The sequence below is a fragment of the Phycisphaerae bacterium genome, assembly GCA_035275405.1.
Taxonomy (GTDB): domain Bacteria; phylum Planctomycetota; class Phycisphaerae; order UBA1845; family UTPLA1; genus DATEMU01.
Genome location: DATEMU010000012.1, coordinates 89,838 through 106,460, shown reverse-complemented (window position 1 = coordinate 106,460; position 16,623 = coordinate 89,838). Strand labels below are relative to the sequence as shown.

Sequence of the window (16,623 nt, the reverse complement as noted above, 5' to 3'; positions counted from 1 at the left end):
AGTATGGGTGGCACGGTCTCGCAGCAGCGAGGCCGTGGTGCGCATGTACTACACGGCCTGCCCGCTTCGCGGTCAGACCGTGCCACCCCTGAATCCCTAAAATCAACTTAGACATAGCACTATCCACACTTCTCCAGCGTTCGATTCGCAGTTCGGATGGTCCGCCGCTTCGTATGAATGCACGGCCGGCAGGCGACGACGACGGACAGGCCGTGGTGATCGATTTCCCTGCGAATGATCCCCGTGTTCTCCTGGTGATGGCGCGGCGAGGGATCGATCTTGACCACGTGCTCGGGCGAAACGCCCAGCCCCTTGACCAGGTTGATCAACTCGTCACCCGCGATCATCGCGTCCTGCCCGCCGGTCATGGCGATCGACGCGTTGTCCATAATAACGACGGTCATGTCGGCGTCCTCGTGGGCCGCGCCGACGAGGCCGGTCATGCCGGAGTGCAGAAAGGTCGAATCGCCGATGGTGCAGACGACGGGCCACAGCCCCGCCTTGGCCGCGCCGTGTCCCATGGAGATCGACGCGCCCATGTCGACGCAGGTGTGGACCGCGTTGTAGGGCGGCAGGGCGCCGAGCGTGTAGCAGCCGATGTCGCTCATGAGGTGCGGCGATTTTTCCCCTTCGACCGCCGCCATGATGGCCTTGAACGTGTCGCTATGCGGGCAGCCGTCGCACAGGCGCGGCGGCCGCTGCGGAACGGTTGGCAGGGCGGCGAGCGCCTTCTCAAACGGAGGCGGGGCGCCGGGCCGCTTGCGGTCGAGGGCCGCTCGAACCCGGTCGGCGGTCATCTCGCCGTCCGGCGCGAAGTCGCCGGATTTCTTCCCGCGGATCGCCTTGCCGGGCACGCCAATCAGCCCGTGCAGCAGGCGCTCGATAAACGGGTAGCCCTCTTCGACCACGAGAATTTCCTCGCAGTGATCGACCAATTCGCGAATCAGGGGCAGGGGCGCCGGGTAACACGCGATCTTGAGCAGCGAGTAGGACGAATGCTCGCCAATCACCTCGCGGACGTAGTTGTGGGCGATTCCACAGGCGATGATCCCGCGCGGCCCCTTGAGTTCAAGGCGGTTGTAAGGACAGCTTCGAGAGTAGTCGAGAAACGTCGCTTGCAGATCCAGGAGGCGCCGATAGCGCCGTCGGGCGTTGGGCGGCAGGAGCGTCCATTGCCGCCAGTCCGGCTCTGATTCGGCTGCACCGGAAGGCGAAAGAGGCGAAACGGGCGCCGCCGTCACGATCGCGCGGCTATGAGCGAGGCGCGTGACCAGCCGGAGCATGATGGGCGTCTCCCACTGCTCCGACAAGTCGAAGGCCGCGCGGGTCATGTCGTACGCTTCCTGCTGATTCGATGGCTCGAAGATGGGAATCTGCGCAAAGTCGCCCAGGCACCGCGAGTCCTGTTCGTTTTGCGACGAGTGCATGCCCGGATCGTCGGCGACGGCCAGGACCAGTCCGCCCCGCGCGCCGGTCAGGGCCGAACTCATGAACGGATCGGCGGCCACGTTGAGCCCGACGTGCTTCATGGAGACGATGCCGCGCCGACCGGCGAACGACATCCCCAGGGCTTCTTCGTAGGCGACCTTTTCATTCGCGGACCAGGCGGCGGCGACGCTGCCGTCGAGGCGTGTCCGCGACTGGATGAACTCGAAAATCTCGGTCGCCGGAGTGCCGGGGTAGGAAAACGCTCCGCGAATGCCGGCATGCAGTGCCGCCAGGGCGACGGCTTCATTCCCAAGAAGTAGTTCGGTCATGGAGTAACGTCTCGCTGTATTCCGATGTCGATATCCCCATGCGCGGGAGTCAATGTTCCGATGTTCTAGCTGGCAAGAACCATGCCAAGAACAAATCAGGCACATAGATTTGGCCCAGGTGTCTCGATCTATCTTCTTATCTCCGCAAGAGCTATGTGCGGGTCCGTCTGACAACCGGGCGCGCAATCCTGGGAGAAAACGACGCGTTTGGGAGTTTTCAGACGCTGGGGTTTATCGTAGAATCGCCGGTCTGAAAGCCGAGTAGCAGCCGCGGAAGATGAGATGGCGCGCCGCGGAGGGTCGGCGGTTCGGTAGGATTCGCCCCGCCTTGCGCAGGCAAACGACACAGCCGAGGTCGTAGACCCGGTGGATGATTCCTCAGCATGCCTTACCTTGTGGGTAGTGGAAGTTCCTTGAGTCCAGCCTTGTTCGACCGAATGCCGCACCTCGTTGTCGCCGCGCTTCCGACGGAAGGCGGTTATTTCAGTCCATTCAAGATTGTCCTCTTTACATTGTGCTTTCTCCTTTGGGCGCACAACGCGGCCTGGGTCGAGAAAGACCTTAAGACAATTCGTGTGCCGGCCGGGATGTGGAGGGCGCTCATTTTCGGGACCGGCGTGGCGACGCTGGCCCTGTGGCTCCTGATCCCGCTCTTTTGGATCGGCTTCCTTCTCTTTGCGATGGTCTTTGGCGGCGCGTTCATCGGCTACGCCCTCTTTCGGAACAAACGCGTCGCACCCGCGCAGACCATCCTGACGCCGGCGCACCTGCAGCGATTGTTCAAGGGCGGCAAGGTGAAGACCACCGAAGTCGTCTCGATGGGGGACCGGGTTCGCATCAAGGACGCCAACGGCAAGACGCCGAACTGGCCGACGGACCCCGCCCAACATGCCGCCTACGGCGTCATGCAGGAACTGCTCTTCGACGCCATCTGGCGGCGCGGCAGCGATCTGCGCATGGACTTCATCCCCGAGCAGCCGGTCAAGACATTGATCCGCATAGATGGCGTAGACCGGATTCGCGATCCGCTGGACCCGGCCGTCGCGCCCCTCGTACTGGCGCACCTCAAAAGAATTTCCGGGATGAACTCGGACGAGCATCGCCGTCCGCAAACCGGTCACTTCAAGGCGACGATCGGGGCTGGTGGAAAAGGCGACAAGTCCGTTGAGGTACAGGCCAGGACCTCCGGCAGCACCGCCGGCCAGCGCTTCGCCCTTCGGCTCATCTCGGAAGAGAGTAAATTCCGCCTGCCGGACCTCGGGCTGACCGCGAAGCAGTTGCCGCTGTTCAAGGCAGTACGAGAGGAGCACAAAGGGGTGGTGATTGTCAGCGGTCCGAAGGGCGCGGGCGTGACGAGCACGCTGTATGCCATTCTCCGCGAGCACGACGCGTTCCTGCAGAACATCCACACGCTGGAAGCCTCGAAGGACCTGGACCTGGAGAATATCACCCAGCACGTCTTCGACAGCCAGAACAACACGATCACGTTCGGCAAGCGCCTGAGGTCGCTGCTGCGGACGGAGCCGGACGTCTGCATGATCAGCGACCTGCCCGATGCGGAGACGGCGAGCCTGGCGGCGACGGCCGGGAAGCAGAACAAGAAAATTTACATCGGATTAAGGGCCAAGGACACGTTCAGTGCGTTGGGGGCGTACCTGAACGGGGTGGCCGATCCCGCGCTGGCGGCCACCAGCCTGGTGGCGGTGTCGTCGCAGCGGTTGATTCGAATCCTCTGTACGACCTGTCGGAAGGGGTACAAACCCGATCCCGACATTCTAAAAAAGGCCAATCTCCCCTTGGGCGAGAATCGCCCCTTCTATCGCCCACCCAATGCCAACGAAGTCGAGGTGGACAAACAGGGGAACCCCATTTTGTGCGCGGTCTGCCAGGGGACCGGATACCTGGGGCGAACCGGCGTCTTTGAGTTGCTGATCATCGATGACGAACTGCGAGCTAGAATCTCCAAGGGCGACTCGCTGGCGGTCGTGAAGGCGGAGGCCCGCAAGAAGGGGATGCTCTACCTCCAGGAGGTCGCGTTGCACAAGGTGTACGACGGCATCACGAGCATTAACGAGGTCCTGCGGGTCACCAAAGAAGGCGAAAAATAGGACGCGCCGATCACGGCGGGCAGCGGCGCCCTTCAAGGAGTATGCCATGATCTTTTCCATCGTCGTAGCGCTCATGGTGATTCTGGTCACGGCCTTCTGGGTGTATCAAGGTTTCTTCAGCAGCGCGATCATGTTCCTCTGCACGGTCATTGCCTGTCTTCTCGCTTTTGGATTCTACGAACAGGTGCATTCGCTGTGGGCTGCGAACTTGAACGCGGGCATCGGCCTGCCGCTGGCGCTGATGTTGATTTTTCTGGTCACGCTACTGGTCTTGCGGCTGGGAACGGACAAGATGATCCCCGACGGCGTCAAGCTGCCCGTGATTGCGGACCGCGCGGGTGGCGGCGTGTGCGGCCTGTTTACGGGCCTGCTCCTGGTGGGAACGTCGCTGGTGGCGATCCAGATGCTCCCCATCGGATCGAGCGTCCTCGGCTTCGAGCGCGTCTCGACCGCCGCCGACGGGAGCGCCGAGGAAAAAGGATTCATGTTGAAACCCGACGGATTCACGATCGGGCTGGTCAATATGCTTTCGTCGGGCAGCTTCCAGGGCGAGACGAGCTTTGCCGACGCCAAGCCGGATTTCATCGAGGACTTGTACTCGGCGCGAGCCAATCCGCAGCCGGAAGAACGCGTCTTCGTTCCCCAGGACAGCCTTCAGGTCAAAGGCTACTGGGAGGCGCGGCAGATCGATCAGGTGTCGCAGCGAGTCGAGGGCGAGGGCTTGGCCCGCGAATTCACGACGGTCGAACCCAGCGTCGGGAAGAAATTCCTGGTGTGCCGCGTGCGACTGGACACGTCGGCGGCGGCGGAAGGATCGATGGATTTGCGTTTCCGGGTACCTCAATTTCGCATCGTCGGCCCGCCGCCGGCAAGCGATGGAGCGTCGGCCCCGCCGAGCGTCCATCTGGCCTGCGGCATGAGCGACTTGTACATCCACAAGGACCATGGTTTGTCCAACGTCAAGGCGGATCAGGCGGCGCGGTTGGTGCGCTTCGGCCCGCAGACGGACTTTCTGCTCAATGCCAACACCGCTCGATCGGTTGCGGAGATTAAGGGGAGCGGAGAGAACGCTTCCGTCAAGGCTTTTAATTTCGACGTGGCGTTCGAGGTGCCGGAAAATTTCTCGCCGTGGTACGTGGAGTACAAGCGAGGAGCGCGGGTGGAGTTGACCAAGAAGCTCCAACGGACCGAGCCGCCCTCGGACGCCGCGACGGCCTATGGAAGCTCCGCCCCAAAGCCTTCGAGCCCGAAAGGTGATGCGTCGGCAAACGACACAGATGAGGCCGACGAGCCCGAAAAGAAGGACAGCAAGCCCAAGGTCGGCAAGCCCACCGGAGGAAACGTCCATATCGCCGACGCCATTGAAGCGCGAACGGGGGTTTTTGATACGCTCCCGACGCCACTGCCGAAGGACAATTCCTTCGTCGCCCGTCATCTTCAGGGTGACGTGCTCGGTGAATGTCACTTTTACCTCGACCTGCCAGGCACGCCGCCGACCGACGGGGCCGTCACGAAGTTCTACGTTCCCGAAGGCAAAAGGATGGTACAAGTCGGCGCGGACAAGAAAGACGCTTTGAGCCTGTTCGGCCGGGCGCTGAACTACGCCACTAACGTTGCCGCCCAGATTCGCCTCACCGACTCCGAGGGCACGGATTACTTTGCCATCGGCGTTTATTCCGCGGCTCCCGTCGGTGGAAAGATGGTCTTCGAGGTTCAGTACTATCCAGAATCGGAGCAACCGGAACGCAGCCTGAAGAAAGCCAAGAAGCTGACGGAAAATGTCCTGCGATCGACGAATCCCGAGCAGCGCCTCTTCGGCTACCTTTTCCTGGTTGATCCGGGAGTGAAGATCGTGAGCTTCTCCTCGGGCGCGCGAAACGCCGGGAAGCAGACGCTTGAAATCGACGTGCCGCAGTAGCAATCCTGGTCTTTCGCACGGACGGAGCCGGCGGAATGACGCGCAGTACCATTGCACTATTGACTTGCCTGTGTCTGGCTGCGGAGAGATCGCGCGCACAGGAGCTGCCGGAGACCACGACACAGCCCGTGCCGACCGTGGAGATTCCCTCGACCTCGCAGCCCGCGGAATTGCCACCGCCGCCCAATCCGCTTCAACAACTGCAAGACGGGATCGAAGTCCTTGTTGAAAAATTCGGCCCCGCCGTGGTGGCGATCCAGACCGACCGCCGTCCGTCGCCGGGCGAGCCGTCAAGCGGTAATCCGCTCGATTGGGTCACCAGCGGCAGCGGCGTCGTCATCCGCAACGACGGGATGATCCTGACCAGCCAGCATGTCATCGAGGGCGCGCTGGCAATTCACGTCACGCTGTCTGACGGACGGTCGTGCCGCGCGCGCCGCATCGCCGCCGATCCACGGGCCGATCTCGCCATCCTCCACATCGCCGAGCGGGACTTAACCGTAGCCGAGCTGGGCGACGTGTGCAGCGTGCGCCGCGGTCATCTGGTGTTGGCGTTCGGCAACCCGCTGGGCCTGGCCGGGGACGGGCAGGCCGCGGTCAGTTTGGGGATCGTCAGCGCGATCGGCCGCCCGCTGCCGCAGACCGTGGGACGAGACGAGGATCGCTATTACGGCGACATGATCCAGACCTCCGCCCCGATCAATCCCGGCCATTCAGGCGGGCCGCTGGTGAACATTGACGGTCAGGTCGTCGGAGTGCTCACAGCCCTGGGCGCCACCGGCGCCAGCGGCGCGATCGGCTTCGCGGTACCCATCGGCGAGCGGACGCGGCGCATCATCGACCGCCTCCTGAGGGGTCAATCGATTGAATACGGCTATCTCGGCGTGGAGGTGGTCAACCTGACCGAGGCGCAGATTCGCGCGGCGGGGTTGCGGGCGGGGAGAGGCGTGTTGGTTGATTCAGTGGTGCCGGACGAACCGGCCGCCGCCGCGGGACTGCGGGGAGGAGATATTGTCGTAGCCGTCGATCGGCGCCCCGTCGCATCGGCGGATGATTTCGTGTCGTTGGTCGGCGCGTTGGAGCCGGGGCGGACGGCGGCGGTGGAGTTCCTGCGCAAGGGCGGTCGCGCCGTCGCGCATGTCTTCGTGGGACGCCGACCGGCCTCGCCTGCGATCGCCGACGCACCAGAAGCAATGGAGTTTCGCGGGGCCGTCTTGGAGACGGCGCCGCCGGAGATGCGCGAGGCCAATCACCTGCCTGCCGGAGCGATGATCGTGGTTTTGGTTCGAGCGGACAGCCCCGGCGATCGCGCCGGCCTGGCGCCCGGGGACATCCTCGTCCGAGTCAACGGTCGCCCGTTATCGGTCGAGGCGGTTCGCGCACTGGCCGCGACGATGGATGACTGCCTCGTGGGGCTTTCCAGCGGTCATTCGCTGCTATTAAAGGCGGAATAGGCGATCGTCGGATCGCTTGTGTCGGCTTCCCTCCGCAAGATACAATGGCAGGCAGCGAGGATGGATGGATGGCCAAGCCAACGCGACTGCCGATTCCCAACGTCGAAGGACTGGCGCGGATGCTCCGCGATGTCCACGACTTTCCCAAGAAGGGGATCGTCTTCAAAGACATCACGCCCCTCCTGTCCGATTCGGCGGCCCTTTCCCTGGCGGTCGAGTTCCTCACACAACCGTTCCGTGATCAGCATATTGACGTGGTCGTAGGTGCGGAGAGCCGCGGGTTCATTTTTGGAACCGCCGTGGCGCGAAACCTCTCCGCCGGGTTTGTCCCCATTCGCAAGCCGGGCAAACTCCCTGCCAAGACCCGGCGCGTCGAATACAAGCTCGAATACGGCACCGACGCGATGGAGATTCACGAAGACGCGGTCTGGCCAGGGGCCAAAGTGCTGATGATTGATGATTTACTCGCCACCGGCGGGACGATGGTCGCCTGTTGCGATCTCGTCCGTTCGCTGGGCGGCGAGATCGCGGGCGTGGCGTTCCTCATCGAACTGTGTTTCCTCAAGGGCCGCGATCGGTTCAACGGCGTCCCCATTCACTCGGTCATCAAGATTGAAGACGCGGCCGGCAAGGTCACCTCCGATTTTTGATGCTACTTTTGCGTCGCCTCGCGCACGACACGCGCCAGCGTCACGAACAGAACTGCTATCAAGATGAAACTGCACCACACGCCCGGCGGCTGACCGAGCCAGGGCCGGTGGAAGAGTTGCTCCTGGATGCGCAGGAAGTCGCCGGCACAGGGCCCGATCCAGACCCAGAGCATGTTGACGGCCACGCAGGCGCCCAGTAGCAGCCAGCCGATCCACCAGCGCCAATCCGGCCGCGCCGTCCACGCCCAGATCGCAATGGCGGGGTAGAGATAGCGCTCGTGCATCTGCGTGGACACTACAAAAAAGCCCAGCGGTACGAGCCGCGCCGCCCATTCAAGCGAATCGTCGTCGCCGCGACGTCGGCGAAGAACCTGTACCGCGACCAACCAGATCACAAACACACCGATCAGTCCGAGGACGCGCGGTGTCAAGCCGGCAAACAGCGCGCGATCGTCGCGGGAGTAGGATTCGAGAAGGTTGCCGCCGAGTTCGGGCGCGAGCAGCGGGTCTTTGAGAAACCAGCCGGAGAACCCGTTGAGGTGAGTGAAGGGATAATACGACGCGGCACCGACGAAGGCTTCCCAGACCCCAGCCCAGCCGCCGTAAAATGGCGCGACGGTCGCGACGACGACAAGCGCAATCACGCCCGCGGAACGCAACCATTTCCGGGCATCGTTGCCGAAGTTCAAGATCGAAAGCGACAGCCAGACCGGAAGAAAGATGAGGGCCTGCGGCTTGGTCAAGGCAGCGAGAATGGCCCACGCCCACATCCACTCGAACTTCTTTCGCCGCGCAGCTTCGAGGGCGCAGAGGGTGAAGAGCGTGGGAATGGCGTCGATCTGGCCCCAGACAGAGGAATCGTGAAGGATCGCCGGGTGCAGCGCGTAGATGCCGGCGACGATCGTCGCAAAGACGAGCGGGGCGCGCCGGATGAGCCAGAGGAAAAGGAGTGCGGCCGTTAGGAGATCAGCCAGGACTGCTGGAAACTTGAAGAGGACGTACGCGGAGCGGACCTCGGGGGAGTCTTCGCGCCGCACGATGGAATCCACCATCGCGGCATTGAGCGGTGTTCCGCCGACGAATGGATAGATCGATGCCAGGGCGCGGCAGACATAGACCTGCACCGGCGGGTAGTTGCAAAGCGGCGTGGAGCGGCCAGCGTCCGGACGGTCGTACACATGCGCCAGTCCGCGGGTCGCGGCGACATGGGCCCACATGACGAACTGATCCTGGTCGTGCAGAAATCCAGGGTAGGGCAGGAGCGGCATTCGCGCCGCGAGCCCGGCGGCGACGAGAGCGATGATCAAAACGAGGCGCCGGCGGGCGGATGGTATGCGGCCTTCGCCAGCGATCGGGACTGCAGAAGGCGGCGAGGGGGTCGTGGGGTCCATTCGCCATGCAGTCTATCCGGCGGTCGTCGCGGCGGACACTTCCGTTCCCTCTTGCGCGGAGTCGTGGAAAATCAACCGCGCCAGCCCGTGATCCCGGGCGAAAAAGCGAACGCGAAGTGAGCCGGATGCGCGGCCGAGTTCCTTCGCCCGGCCCGCACCGCGATCAATGAGGCCGATAGCCTTTTGCAAATCGGCCAGTTGCCAGGTATCGCGGCCGGCGGCGGCCGCGAGATAGCGAGCCAGCCAACGGACGGCCGCGATAGAGAGGACCAAAGCGCGGAGCCCGTCGATGACCGACCAACCGTAGTAGGCGTCGCCGAAGGCGGAGTGCGAAAGGAGCCGCATGCGAACATAGCGCGTCAACAACTCATCGACGTCCTGCGGAGGCGTGGCGGGATCGCGACGCACGCGATCCACACGCTCAAATGCGACGGCGGGCGCGCCGGGCATCAACGGGGGAACGTCGCCGAGACCGCGGACCATTCGGCGACCGCGCAGGAGTTGATCGACACGCCGGCGCCATCGCAGACGCCACGGTGCGCAGAGGTCGCCCAACGTGACATGCTCGCAGTGGGCAAACACCGTCATGCGCAGCAGCGCGAAGTGCCGGTCGGTCGGCGGCGAAAGATCCTCTCGCGGCGCGGCGCTCTCCAATTCTCCCACGAGCAAGGTAAGGAGGTCGCCGATCTGTTCGTCACTGATAGCATCGAGCCGCGCGGCCTCCAACGTGTCGCAAAGGGAGCACAGGCCGAGCAGGCGGTCGTCGAGCGGGCGATCGGCGTCGCGCAGCCAGACATCCAGCCGATCAACGACGCGGTCCAGTTGCTTGGATGCGATCCGGCAGCCGCGACGCAGCTCGACGGGTTGGACCGCGGGAAAAAGCGCGGCCGCGTCGGCCAGTTCGGAGGCGAGTCGGCGAACAGACTGTCGATGGTGGGAAATCGGCTCGCCCTTGTTGGCGGCGGCGCTGGGACAATCGAAGCGCACTCCCGCGCGAAGGGTGTCGCCTTCCCGATGGAGCGTAAATGGATAGAGCTGACAGGCGAGCGGCTTTTCCGTCAGACCGTACTCGGCGTGGATGCGGCACCGCTTGTCGTCCATGAGAAAAACGCAGCCCCCGCCGGGCTTGTGGCGGAGAACGTATTCGCGCCGCTGGCGAAGGTAGGGCGCGACGCCGAGTCGCCCCGTCCAGTCCTGTTTGTCGATCTTGTCACGATCGATCGCGGTGAGATGAACCACCAATTCGCGGCAGCAATTCGTGCAGGAATGGCAATCGAAATGCTGGCTGCGGACTTCGGGCATGGCCACAGGCAACTGCATGGCGATAGCATAGCCTTCTTATTCAGGAGTCGTTAGGTAAGTCCCCCGGCGCATTGCCTGTTCGCGTGTTGCCATGGCGGAAATGGCAAGGTACGATGAACTTCCCATTTCGATGTGCCCGCGGGAATGGCCTCGCGACACCGAATGAAGAGGCGCGGTTTATGAAACGACGATTCCTAAAGTTCCGATTCCAACTCCTTTCAGTCTTCCTTTTGACGGCCGCCATCCTTCCCGGCTGCATGGGGTCTTGCTTCCCCTTCTTCCCCGGAGAAGGGGACGGACCGATCGCCCCGGGTGTAACCGGCAAGCTCGGCGATCCGATGCCCTCGCTCACGCCGGAACAGTTGGAGACGTTCGCGCGGGGCAAGGAGGTGCTGAACAAGCGCTTCAACCTAAGCGATGGCCTGGGACCGGCATTCAATGTCACGTCCTGCGGGGCCTGCCACGAGAAGCCCGTCGCCGGCGGCAGCGCTGCCCTTTATCGAAACTTCTTTATCGGCGCGCAGATCAAGCCCGATGGCACTTTTGCCTTCAGTGAGTCCCAGGGCATGGCCGGCGGCGTACTGCGCGTGTTTAACCACAATCCGAGCCTGCCCGCGCGGCCGCCCGTTCCGGATACGACCACGATCTTCGCCCAGCGCAACGCCATCCCCATGTTCGGCGTCGGCCTGATGGCCGAAATTACCGACGAGGAAATTCTCTCCCGCGCCGATCCCGACGACGCCAATGGCGACGGCATCAGCGGCCGGCCCAACCATGACCGGGGATTTGTCGGTCGGTTTGGGCTGAAGTGCCAGACCGTCTCCATCGAGGCGTTCATCCGCGGGCCACTGTTCAACCACCTGGGTGTTACCACCAATCCGCTGTCCAACGAACGGCGTGCGCAGTTGCCGGTGGACAGTTCCGGGCGGCAGAAGCTGATCGATGCCCACCGCGCCGCGCCGACGAGCGATCCGAAATTCGGGCCTCATGATCAGGCCGCCGCGGCGGACGGGCCCAATTCGGATATGGACGGCGTTCCCGATCCGGAGATGACCGAGCAGGAGCTTTTCGACCTGGTGAGCTTCTCGATGATGCTCGCCGCGCCGGAGTTCGAACCTCTGACGTTCCAGACCAATCACGGTCGCGAGCTGTTCCATGCGATCGGGTGCGCCCTTTGCCACGTCCCGCGCTTGGAGGGACCGCGCGGGCCCGTGCCGATCTTCAGCGATCTCCTGATTCACGACATGGGTCCGGAGTTGGCGGATGGAATCGTGATGAAGGAAGCCTCCGGCTCCGAGTTTCGGACGCAGCCGCTCTGGGGGATTTCGGCGGAAGGACCGTTTCTGCACGACGGCCGGGCGGCGACGATTAACGACGCCATTTTGCACCACGGCGGCGAGGCGAAGCCGGCGCGCGACGCCTTTGACGCGCTGCCGCAACAGGACAAAACGGATATCCTCGAGTTCCTGCTCTCACTGGGCGGTCGCAGCCAGACTTCGCCCGGATTGCTTCCGCCCGACGAGCCGATCCCGGACGTCGCGCAATACGGCGGGCCCTTTCGGGCGCTGACGGCGGAAGAGTTGGAACGGTATCGCCGGGGCCGCGCCGTCTTCGATCGCGATTTCAGTTTTGTGGAAGGCGCCGGCGGCCTGGCCGGGCCGGACAGTGTCGGCCGTTTCAACGGCGATAGCTGCCGGGCGTGCCATGTCGATCCCGTGATCGGTGGCGCGGGTCCGCGCGACGTCAACGTGATGCGCCACGGAAAGCTCGACATGGGCGGGAACTTCTCCCCGCCAAGCAGTACACCCAATACGATCCTGCACAAGGAAATCCGCCTCGGTCATCCGATCATCGAGGCGACGTCGGACATCAACTGCTTCGAAATGCGCCAGACGCCGCACAATTTCGGCCTTGGCCTGATCGACGCCATCACCGAAGACACGATTCGCTCTCATGAAGATCCGACGGATACCAATTCCGACGGAATCAGCGGTCGTGCCCACATTCTCCCCAACGACGGACGGCTCGGCCGCTTCGGCTGGAAGGCGGATGTGCCCAGCATCGTTGAATTCGTCCGCGACGCGATGATGGCGGAGATCGGCGTGACCATTGGGGCGCAGCCGAATCTGACGTTCGGCCGCACCGACGACACCGACGGAGTCCCCGATCCGGAGCTACCGTTACAGGATGCCGAAGACCTGGCTTTCTTCATGACGATGATGGCGGGACCACCGCGACAACCCTTCGCGAATCCCGCGCAGGTCGCGGCGGGCGAGGCGGTCTTCGCTTCCGTTGGATGCACCAAGTGCCACATTCCGTCGTTGCCCAGCGCCCTGGGTGATGTCCCGCTCTTCTCCGACTTGTTGTTGCACGACATCCTCCCGGGCGGCACACCGGGAATTGTGAGCGGGAATGCGACGCAAACTGAATTTCGGACGGCGCCCCTCTGGGGCCTGAGCCAGACGGCGCCCTATTTCCACAATGGCGCGGCGGATTCCATCGATCAGGCAATTCGCCTGCACAACGGCGAGGCGGCCGCCATCCGGCAGGCGTACGATGCGCTTCCTGCCGAGGATAAGGCGGCATTGCTCGCTTTCCTCGATACGCTGTAAGGGGGTGTCAATCGTGAAGCTGCAAATTTCCGGCCGTTCACGGGGTGTTCGGCGCGGCCTCATGTTCGCGCTATTGGGTGTCCTGACCGCAACAGCCTGTCAAGGCACATCGCAATGCGGCGGCGCGCCCATGGGGATGAACCCTTCGGCGTTCCTGGGGCCCAAGGCGTTCATTGACAAATCGCCCGCCCTGGGCGAGGCACTTCGCTCGAAGGGCTGGGGCGGGCTCGCCGCCTTCGACTACGACAACGACGGCGACATCGATCTGCTGATCACCAATGGTCAGGGATTCGCCAACCGATTGCTGAAAAACGACGGCCAGGCAAACTTCACGGACGTAACCGACGAGGCCGGCGTCGCCCTCTCGACGGACAACTGCGTGGCCTGCGGTGTCGGGGATTTGAACAACGACGGCTGGCTGGACCTTCTGGTGACGCGCCAGCGCTATCAAATGCCGCCCGAAACCGCCGCCGGCGCACTTCTCCTCCTCAACAATGGCGCCAACGCCCAGGGCGTGGTCAGTTTTCGCACGCTAACTCCGGCGGAGACAGGTTTTGACAGCCCCGACCCGGCGATGGGCATCAGCGTCGGAGATCTCGACAACGACGGTCTGCTCGACATCATCGTCGCCCGCTACGATCTGAATGCTTTCGTCGGCATCTTGGTAGTTCCGATCTACGGATCGCAGCCGAACGAAATCTGGCGCTGCACGGGCGTGGTCGGCGGGATTCCACAATACCAGAAGGTGCCCGGCGCGGGCGGTGCGGAGGGGACCCTGCAACAGGGTTCCTCGCCGGAGACCCAGGACCAGACATTTATTCCCGGCAGCTTCGTCGCTCACCCGACTGACGTGGACGCCGATGGACGATTGGACCTCCTCTACGCACACGATGTGCCGGGCGGGATCGATTACTACCACAACGACGGCAATCTCACTTTTTCCATCCGACAAATGGACACGCTCAATCAGCACGGCGGGTGGATGGGTATCGCCAATGGCGATTACGACGCCGACGGCGATGTGGATTACTTCGTAACGAACACCGGCTGCGACTTCTATCAGATTTTCCCCGACGGCACGATTGCTGAGACGCAGGTCACGCCCAACGGGACGTTTTTCCACAAGCTTCTGCGCAATAACGGTGGAACGCTTGAAGACGTCGCAGCGGGAACCCCCGTAATTCCGTCCGCAGTACTGCCCCCGGATAACCGCTTCGGAGGAACCGGTCTCCAGGCGACCGAATTCGGATTCGGGGCGACCTGGATCGACGCGGACAATCGCGGCGCGCTGGATTTGTATTGGACCGGCGACCTGATCACGTACCTGCAACGCGGGCTGGTCCTCAGTGCCCACGGCGTCGGCCGATTCCTGGAGTTCCGCGACGGCTCGTTCGCCGATCAAACCGCGGAGCGCGGGCTCTTTAACATCCAGCCTGACCGGACGGTCCAGTTCGACGAGCAGGACGCGGGCAAGGCGGTGGTCGCGTGCGATCTGAATGGTGATGGGTTTCGCGACCTGGTGGTGACCAATTCGACGTTGTTCGGCGGGCTAGACCCGATGAATCGCGTCTTTCTCAACCCGGGGCTGCCCGGCAATCACTGGCTGACGGTCCGGCTGCGCGGGACAACGAGCAACGGGTTCGGCGTCGGAGCGCGGGTAATGGCGACGGCCGGCGGTCGAACGCGGGCCGCGGAGGTCTTGACCAGTACATCAGCATTCTGCGGTCAGCAACCAGAGGCGCACTTCGGGCTGGGGGTACTGATGAGCGTCGATGAACTTCGCGTCACGTGGCCGTCGGGTAAGACGAGCGTGCTGAACGGCGTCGCAGTGGATCAGGTACTGCTTGTCACGGAGCCATAGAAGAGAATTGGCGCTCACGTCGAGAAAGTGACCACGCCGATCACCGCGGCCACCAGGCCCAGCAATTCGAGCGACGCAATAACCAGCGCCGCCAGGGCCGCGCCGCCGTCCGGCGCGCGGCGATAGGCGGATAAGGCCCCGCCGAAGGCCTGCGGCGTGCCAAAGAAAATATCGCCCTGACCGAGCGCCGCAAGCGGATGGCCTCAGCAAAAAACCTGCGCAAGGCCGACGCCAATGGGCGGGATGAGGGTCGTTAGTAAGGCGGTTTTTCCGGTCATAGTTCGCTTATGATTCGATCAAGGCAGTCAACTTGTTGCGCTATTCCATCAAATCGCTTTCAAGGCGTCATGCCTTCCACAATTAAGCGTCCCTCTCCTTTCTGTGGTTCATAACCGTACACCGCCGACTTGTTTCGGTCATTCTCAGGTTGAACGACCATGACGATGCGGTCCGGCAGCAAATCGACCTTGCCGACGTGATACCCTTGTGGTGAGATTTTTGTTGTTTGGTGTTTCTTGATATCGTACAGAAACAGCCAAACTGGATCGTTTTTGGTAATGAACCCATCTTTGTTTACATCCGACGTTCGAGCGGGCAGAATTAATTGGTCTGGGTAGCGCAGGTAGTATCCACTTCCCGTGCCTTCAAGCGACATTCGCCACGAGCCCAATGCAACTTGACGATCAAAGACACGGTGGTGCCCGTTGGTTTCCAACTCGACGACCTCCAGGTTGAGTGTGTAGAGCGACCCCCAGAGTCCTCCAAAATCCGTACCGGACCAACAGGATCCACTGAATACCGCGGAACCATAGACTTTCTCGATCTCATTTGCTTCGGCTTCGATGGGAAGGATGAGATACTTTCCTTGAACCAGAATCGAGTCGTCGTCGTTAAGTCGCGCCTTAATCGGTTCGAGGGAATCCGTCCGAATGGCGTGTGTAGGATTAGAGCATCCATTAACGTTGATCGCCGATAGTCCGACTAAGACGACGAGCAATGGACTGCGCAAAATCCGCATCGCTCGTGAGGCCGCTTCAATGTACACCGCAATGGTCACGCGGGCACCTTGGCATAGACCTTTCCAATTCTCTTGAGCCATTCGATGTCTCCTGCCTCAGCCCGGCTGTGAACTTCGCGGAGGAACTCCACGGTGGCGGGCTCAAAACACGGCTCGCTTGGATCATCGACGGGTATTACCGCTTCAACCTCGACTTGGACTACGCATGGCCCCGCATGGACCCACCGAATTCGTCTGACTCGCGTTCCTTCAAACTTCATGGTTCACCTATCGAAGTAATGCACAGTCACAAGCTTTGCTGCTCGATGATGCGGCAGCCAGGACCAGACGGCATTGACCGTAGTACCATCAGGAAGCAACTCCTCCACTTCGACCACGGGATTGGGCTGTGCCGACGGGCGCTCAATTCGCAGCACGCCTTCATCCAATCCGGCCACGACCTGCCAATCCGGTATTCCGCGTTCGTCGAGCTGGTTGCCTGCATGCACGCCGATCAGATAACGGCCCTCTTCTACGGCCTCCCGAATTTGATCGAACAATTTGCCCACTGAT

The 16,623-nt window shown here is 62.5% G+C and carries 11 protein-coding genes; 6 read left to right on the top strand and 5 right to left on the bottom strand.

Features of this window, described 5'->3' with window-relative positions; translation table 11 throughout:
- Positions 1 to 119 precede the first annotated feature (119 nt).
- Positions 120 to 1,757 carry a thiamine pyrophosphate-dependent enzyme gene (locus VJZ71_13290; protein ID HKQ49038.1) on the bottom strand — a complete coding sequence of 546 codons (1,638 nt, stop codon included), beginning with the start codon at positions 1,755 to 1,757 and terminating at the stop codon, positions 120 to 122.
- 425 nt (positions 1,758 to 2,182) lie between these two features.
- On the opposite strand from VJZ71_13290, the gene VJZ71_13285 reads away from it, so the two are divergent.
- From VJZ71_13285 to VJZ71_13270, 4 genes are all read left to right on the top strand, one after another.
- Positions 2,183 to 3,865 carry an ATPase, T2SS/T4P/T4SS family gene (locus VJZ71_13285; protein HKQ49037.1) on the top strand — a complete coding sequence of 561 codons (1,683 nt, stop codon included), beginning with the start codon at positions 2,183 to 2,185 and terminating at the stop codon, positions 3,863 to 3,865.
- A 46-nt stretch (positions 3,866 to 3,911) separates the two neighbouring features.
- Positions 3,912 to 5,783 carry a CvpA family protein gene (locus VJZ71_13280; GenBank protein HKQ49036.1) on the top strand — a complete coding sequence of 624 codons (1,872 nt, stop codon included), beginning with the start codon at positions 3,912 to 3,914 and terminating at the stop codon, positions 5,781 to 5,783.
- Positions 5,784 to 5,818: 35 nt separating this feature from the next.
- Positions 5,819 to 7,237, top strand: a complete 1,419-nt coding sequence (locus VJZ71_13275; protein HKQ49035.1) for a trypsin-like peptidase domain-containing protein — start codon at positions 5,819 to 5,821, stop codon at positions 7,235 to 7,237.
- A gap of 68 nt (positions 7,238 to 7,305) precedes the next feature.
- Positions 7,306 to 7,887 carry an adenine phosphoribosyltransferase gene (locus VJZ71_13270; GenBank protein HKQ49034.1) on the top strand — a complete coding sequence of 194 codons (582 nt, stop codon included), beginning with the start codon at positions 7,306 to 7,308 and terminating at the stop codon, positions 7,885 to 7,887.
- Between the two features lie 2 nt (positions 7,888 to 7,889).
- Here VJZ71_13270 and VJZ71_13265 read toward each other — a convergent pair whose 3' ends face one another.
- Together VJZ71_13265 and VJZ71_13260 are read right to left on the bottom strand one after the other, a co-directional pair.
- Entirely contained in the window at positions 7,890 to 9,278 is a 1,389-nt protein-coding gene (locus tag VJZ71_13265) for a glycosyltransferase 87 family protein (GenBank protein ID HKQ49033.1), read from the bottom strand.
- 12 nt (positions 9,279 to 9,290) lie between these two features.
- A complete protein-coding gene (locus VJZ71_13260; protein HKQ49032.1) occupies positions 9,291 to 10,598 on the bottom strand; it encodes a YkgJ family cysteine cluster protein in 1,308 nt (435 codons plus the stop codon).
- Between the two features lie 161 nt (positions 10,599 to 10,759).
- Between VJZ71_13260 and VJZ71_13255 the strand changes: the two genes are divergently transcribed.
- A complete protein-coding gene (locus VJZ71_13255; protein ID HKQ49031.1) occupies positions 10,760 to 13,192 on the top strand; it encodes a di-heme oxidoredictase family protein in 2,433 nt (810 codons plus the stop codon).
- A gap of 13 nt (positions 13,193 to 13,205) precedes the next feature.
- Positions 13,206 to 15,053 (top strand): CRTAC1 family protein, encoded by a 1,848-nt coding sequence (locus VJZ71_13250; GenBank protein HKQ49030.1) that lies wholly within the window; start codon positions 13,206 to 13,208, stop codon positions 15,051 to 15,053.
- Positions 15,054 to 15,390: 337 nt separating this feature from the next.
- On the opposite strand, the gene VJZ71_13245 is transcribed toward VJZ71_13250, so the two are convergent.
- Positions 15,391 to 16,152, bottom strand: coding sequence for a hypothetical protein (locus VJZ71_13245; protein ID HKQ49029.1), 762 nt, complete (start codon positions 16,150 to 16,152; stop codon positions 15,391 to 15,393).
- A gap of 182 nt (positions 16,153 to 16,334) precedes the next feature.
- Positions 16,335 to 16,619: a hypothetical protein gene (locus tag VJZ71_13240; GenBank protein HKQ49028.1), complete on the bottom strand. Its 285-nt coding sequence runs from the start codon at positions 16,617 to 16,619 to the stop codon at positions 16,335 to 16,337.
- Between the last annotated feature and the right edge of the window lie 4 nt (positions 16,620 to 16,623).

What these genes read in the sequence shown, in the direction of transcription:
- VJZ71_13290 (HKQ49038.1), bottom strand. Translation starts at nt 1,757, where the DNA reads ATGACCGAACTACTTCTTGGGAATGAAGCCGTCGCCCTGGCGGCACTG.
- VJZ71_13280 (HKQ49036.1), top strand. Translation starts at nt 3,912, where the DNA reads ATGATCTTTTCCATCGTCGTAGCGCTCATGGTGATTCTGGTCACGGCC.
- VJZ71_13275 (HKQ49035.1), top strand. Translation starts at nt 5,819, where the DNA reads ATGACGCGCAGTACCATTGCACTATTGACTTGCCTGTGTCTGGCTGCG.
- VJZ71_13270 (HKQ49034.1), top strand. Translation starts at nt 7,306, where the DNA reads ATGGCCAAGCCAACGCGACTGCCGATTCCCAACGTCGAAGGACTGGCG.
- VJZ71_13265 (HKQ49033.1), bottom strand. Translation starts at nt 9,278, where the DNA reads ATGGACCCCACGACCCCCTCGCCGCCTTCTGCAGTCCCGATCGCTGGC.
- VJZ71_13260 (HKQ49032.1), bottom strand. Translation starts at nt 10,598, where the DNA reads ATGCAGTTGCCTGTGGCCATGCCCGAAGTCCGCAGCCAGCATTTCGAT.
- VJZ71_13255 (HKQ49031.1), top strand. Translation starts at nt 10,760, where the DNA reads ATGAAACGACGATTCCTAAAGTTCCGATTCCAACTCCTTTCAGTCTTC.
- VJZ71_13245 (HKQ49029.1), bottom strand. Translation starts at nt 16,152, where the DNA reads ATGGCTCAAGAGAATTGGAAAGGTCTATGCCAAGGTGCCCGCGTGACC.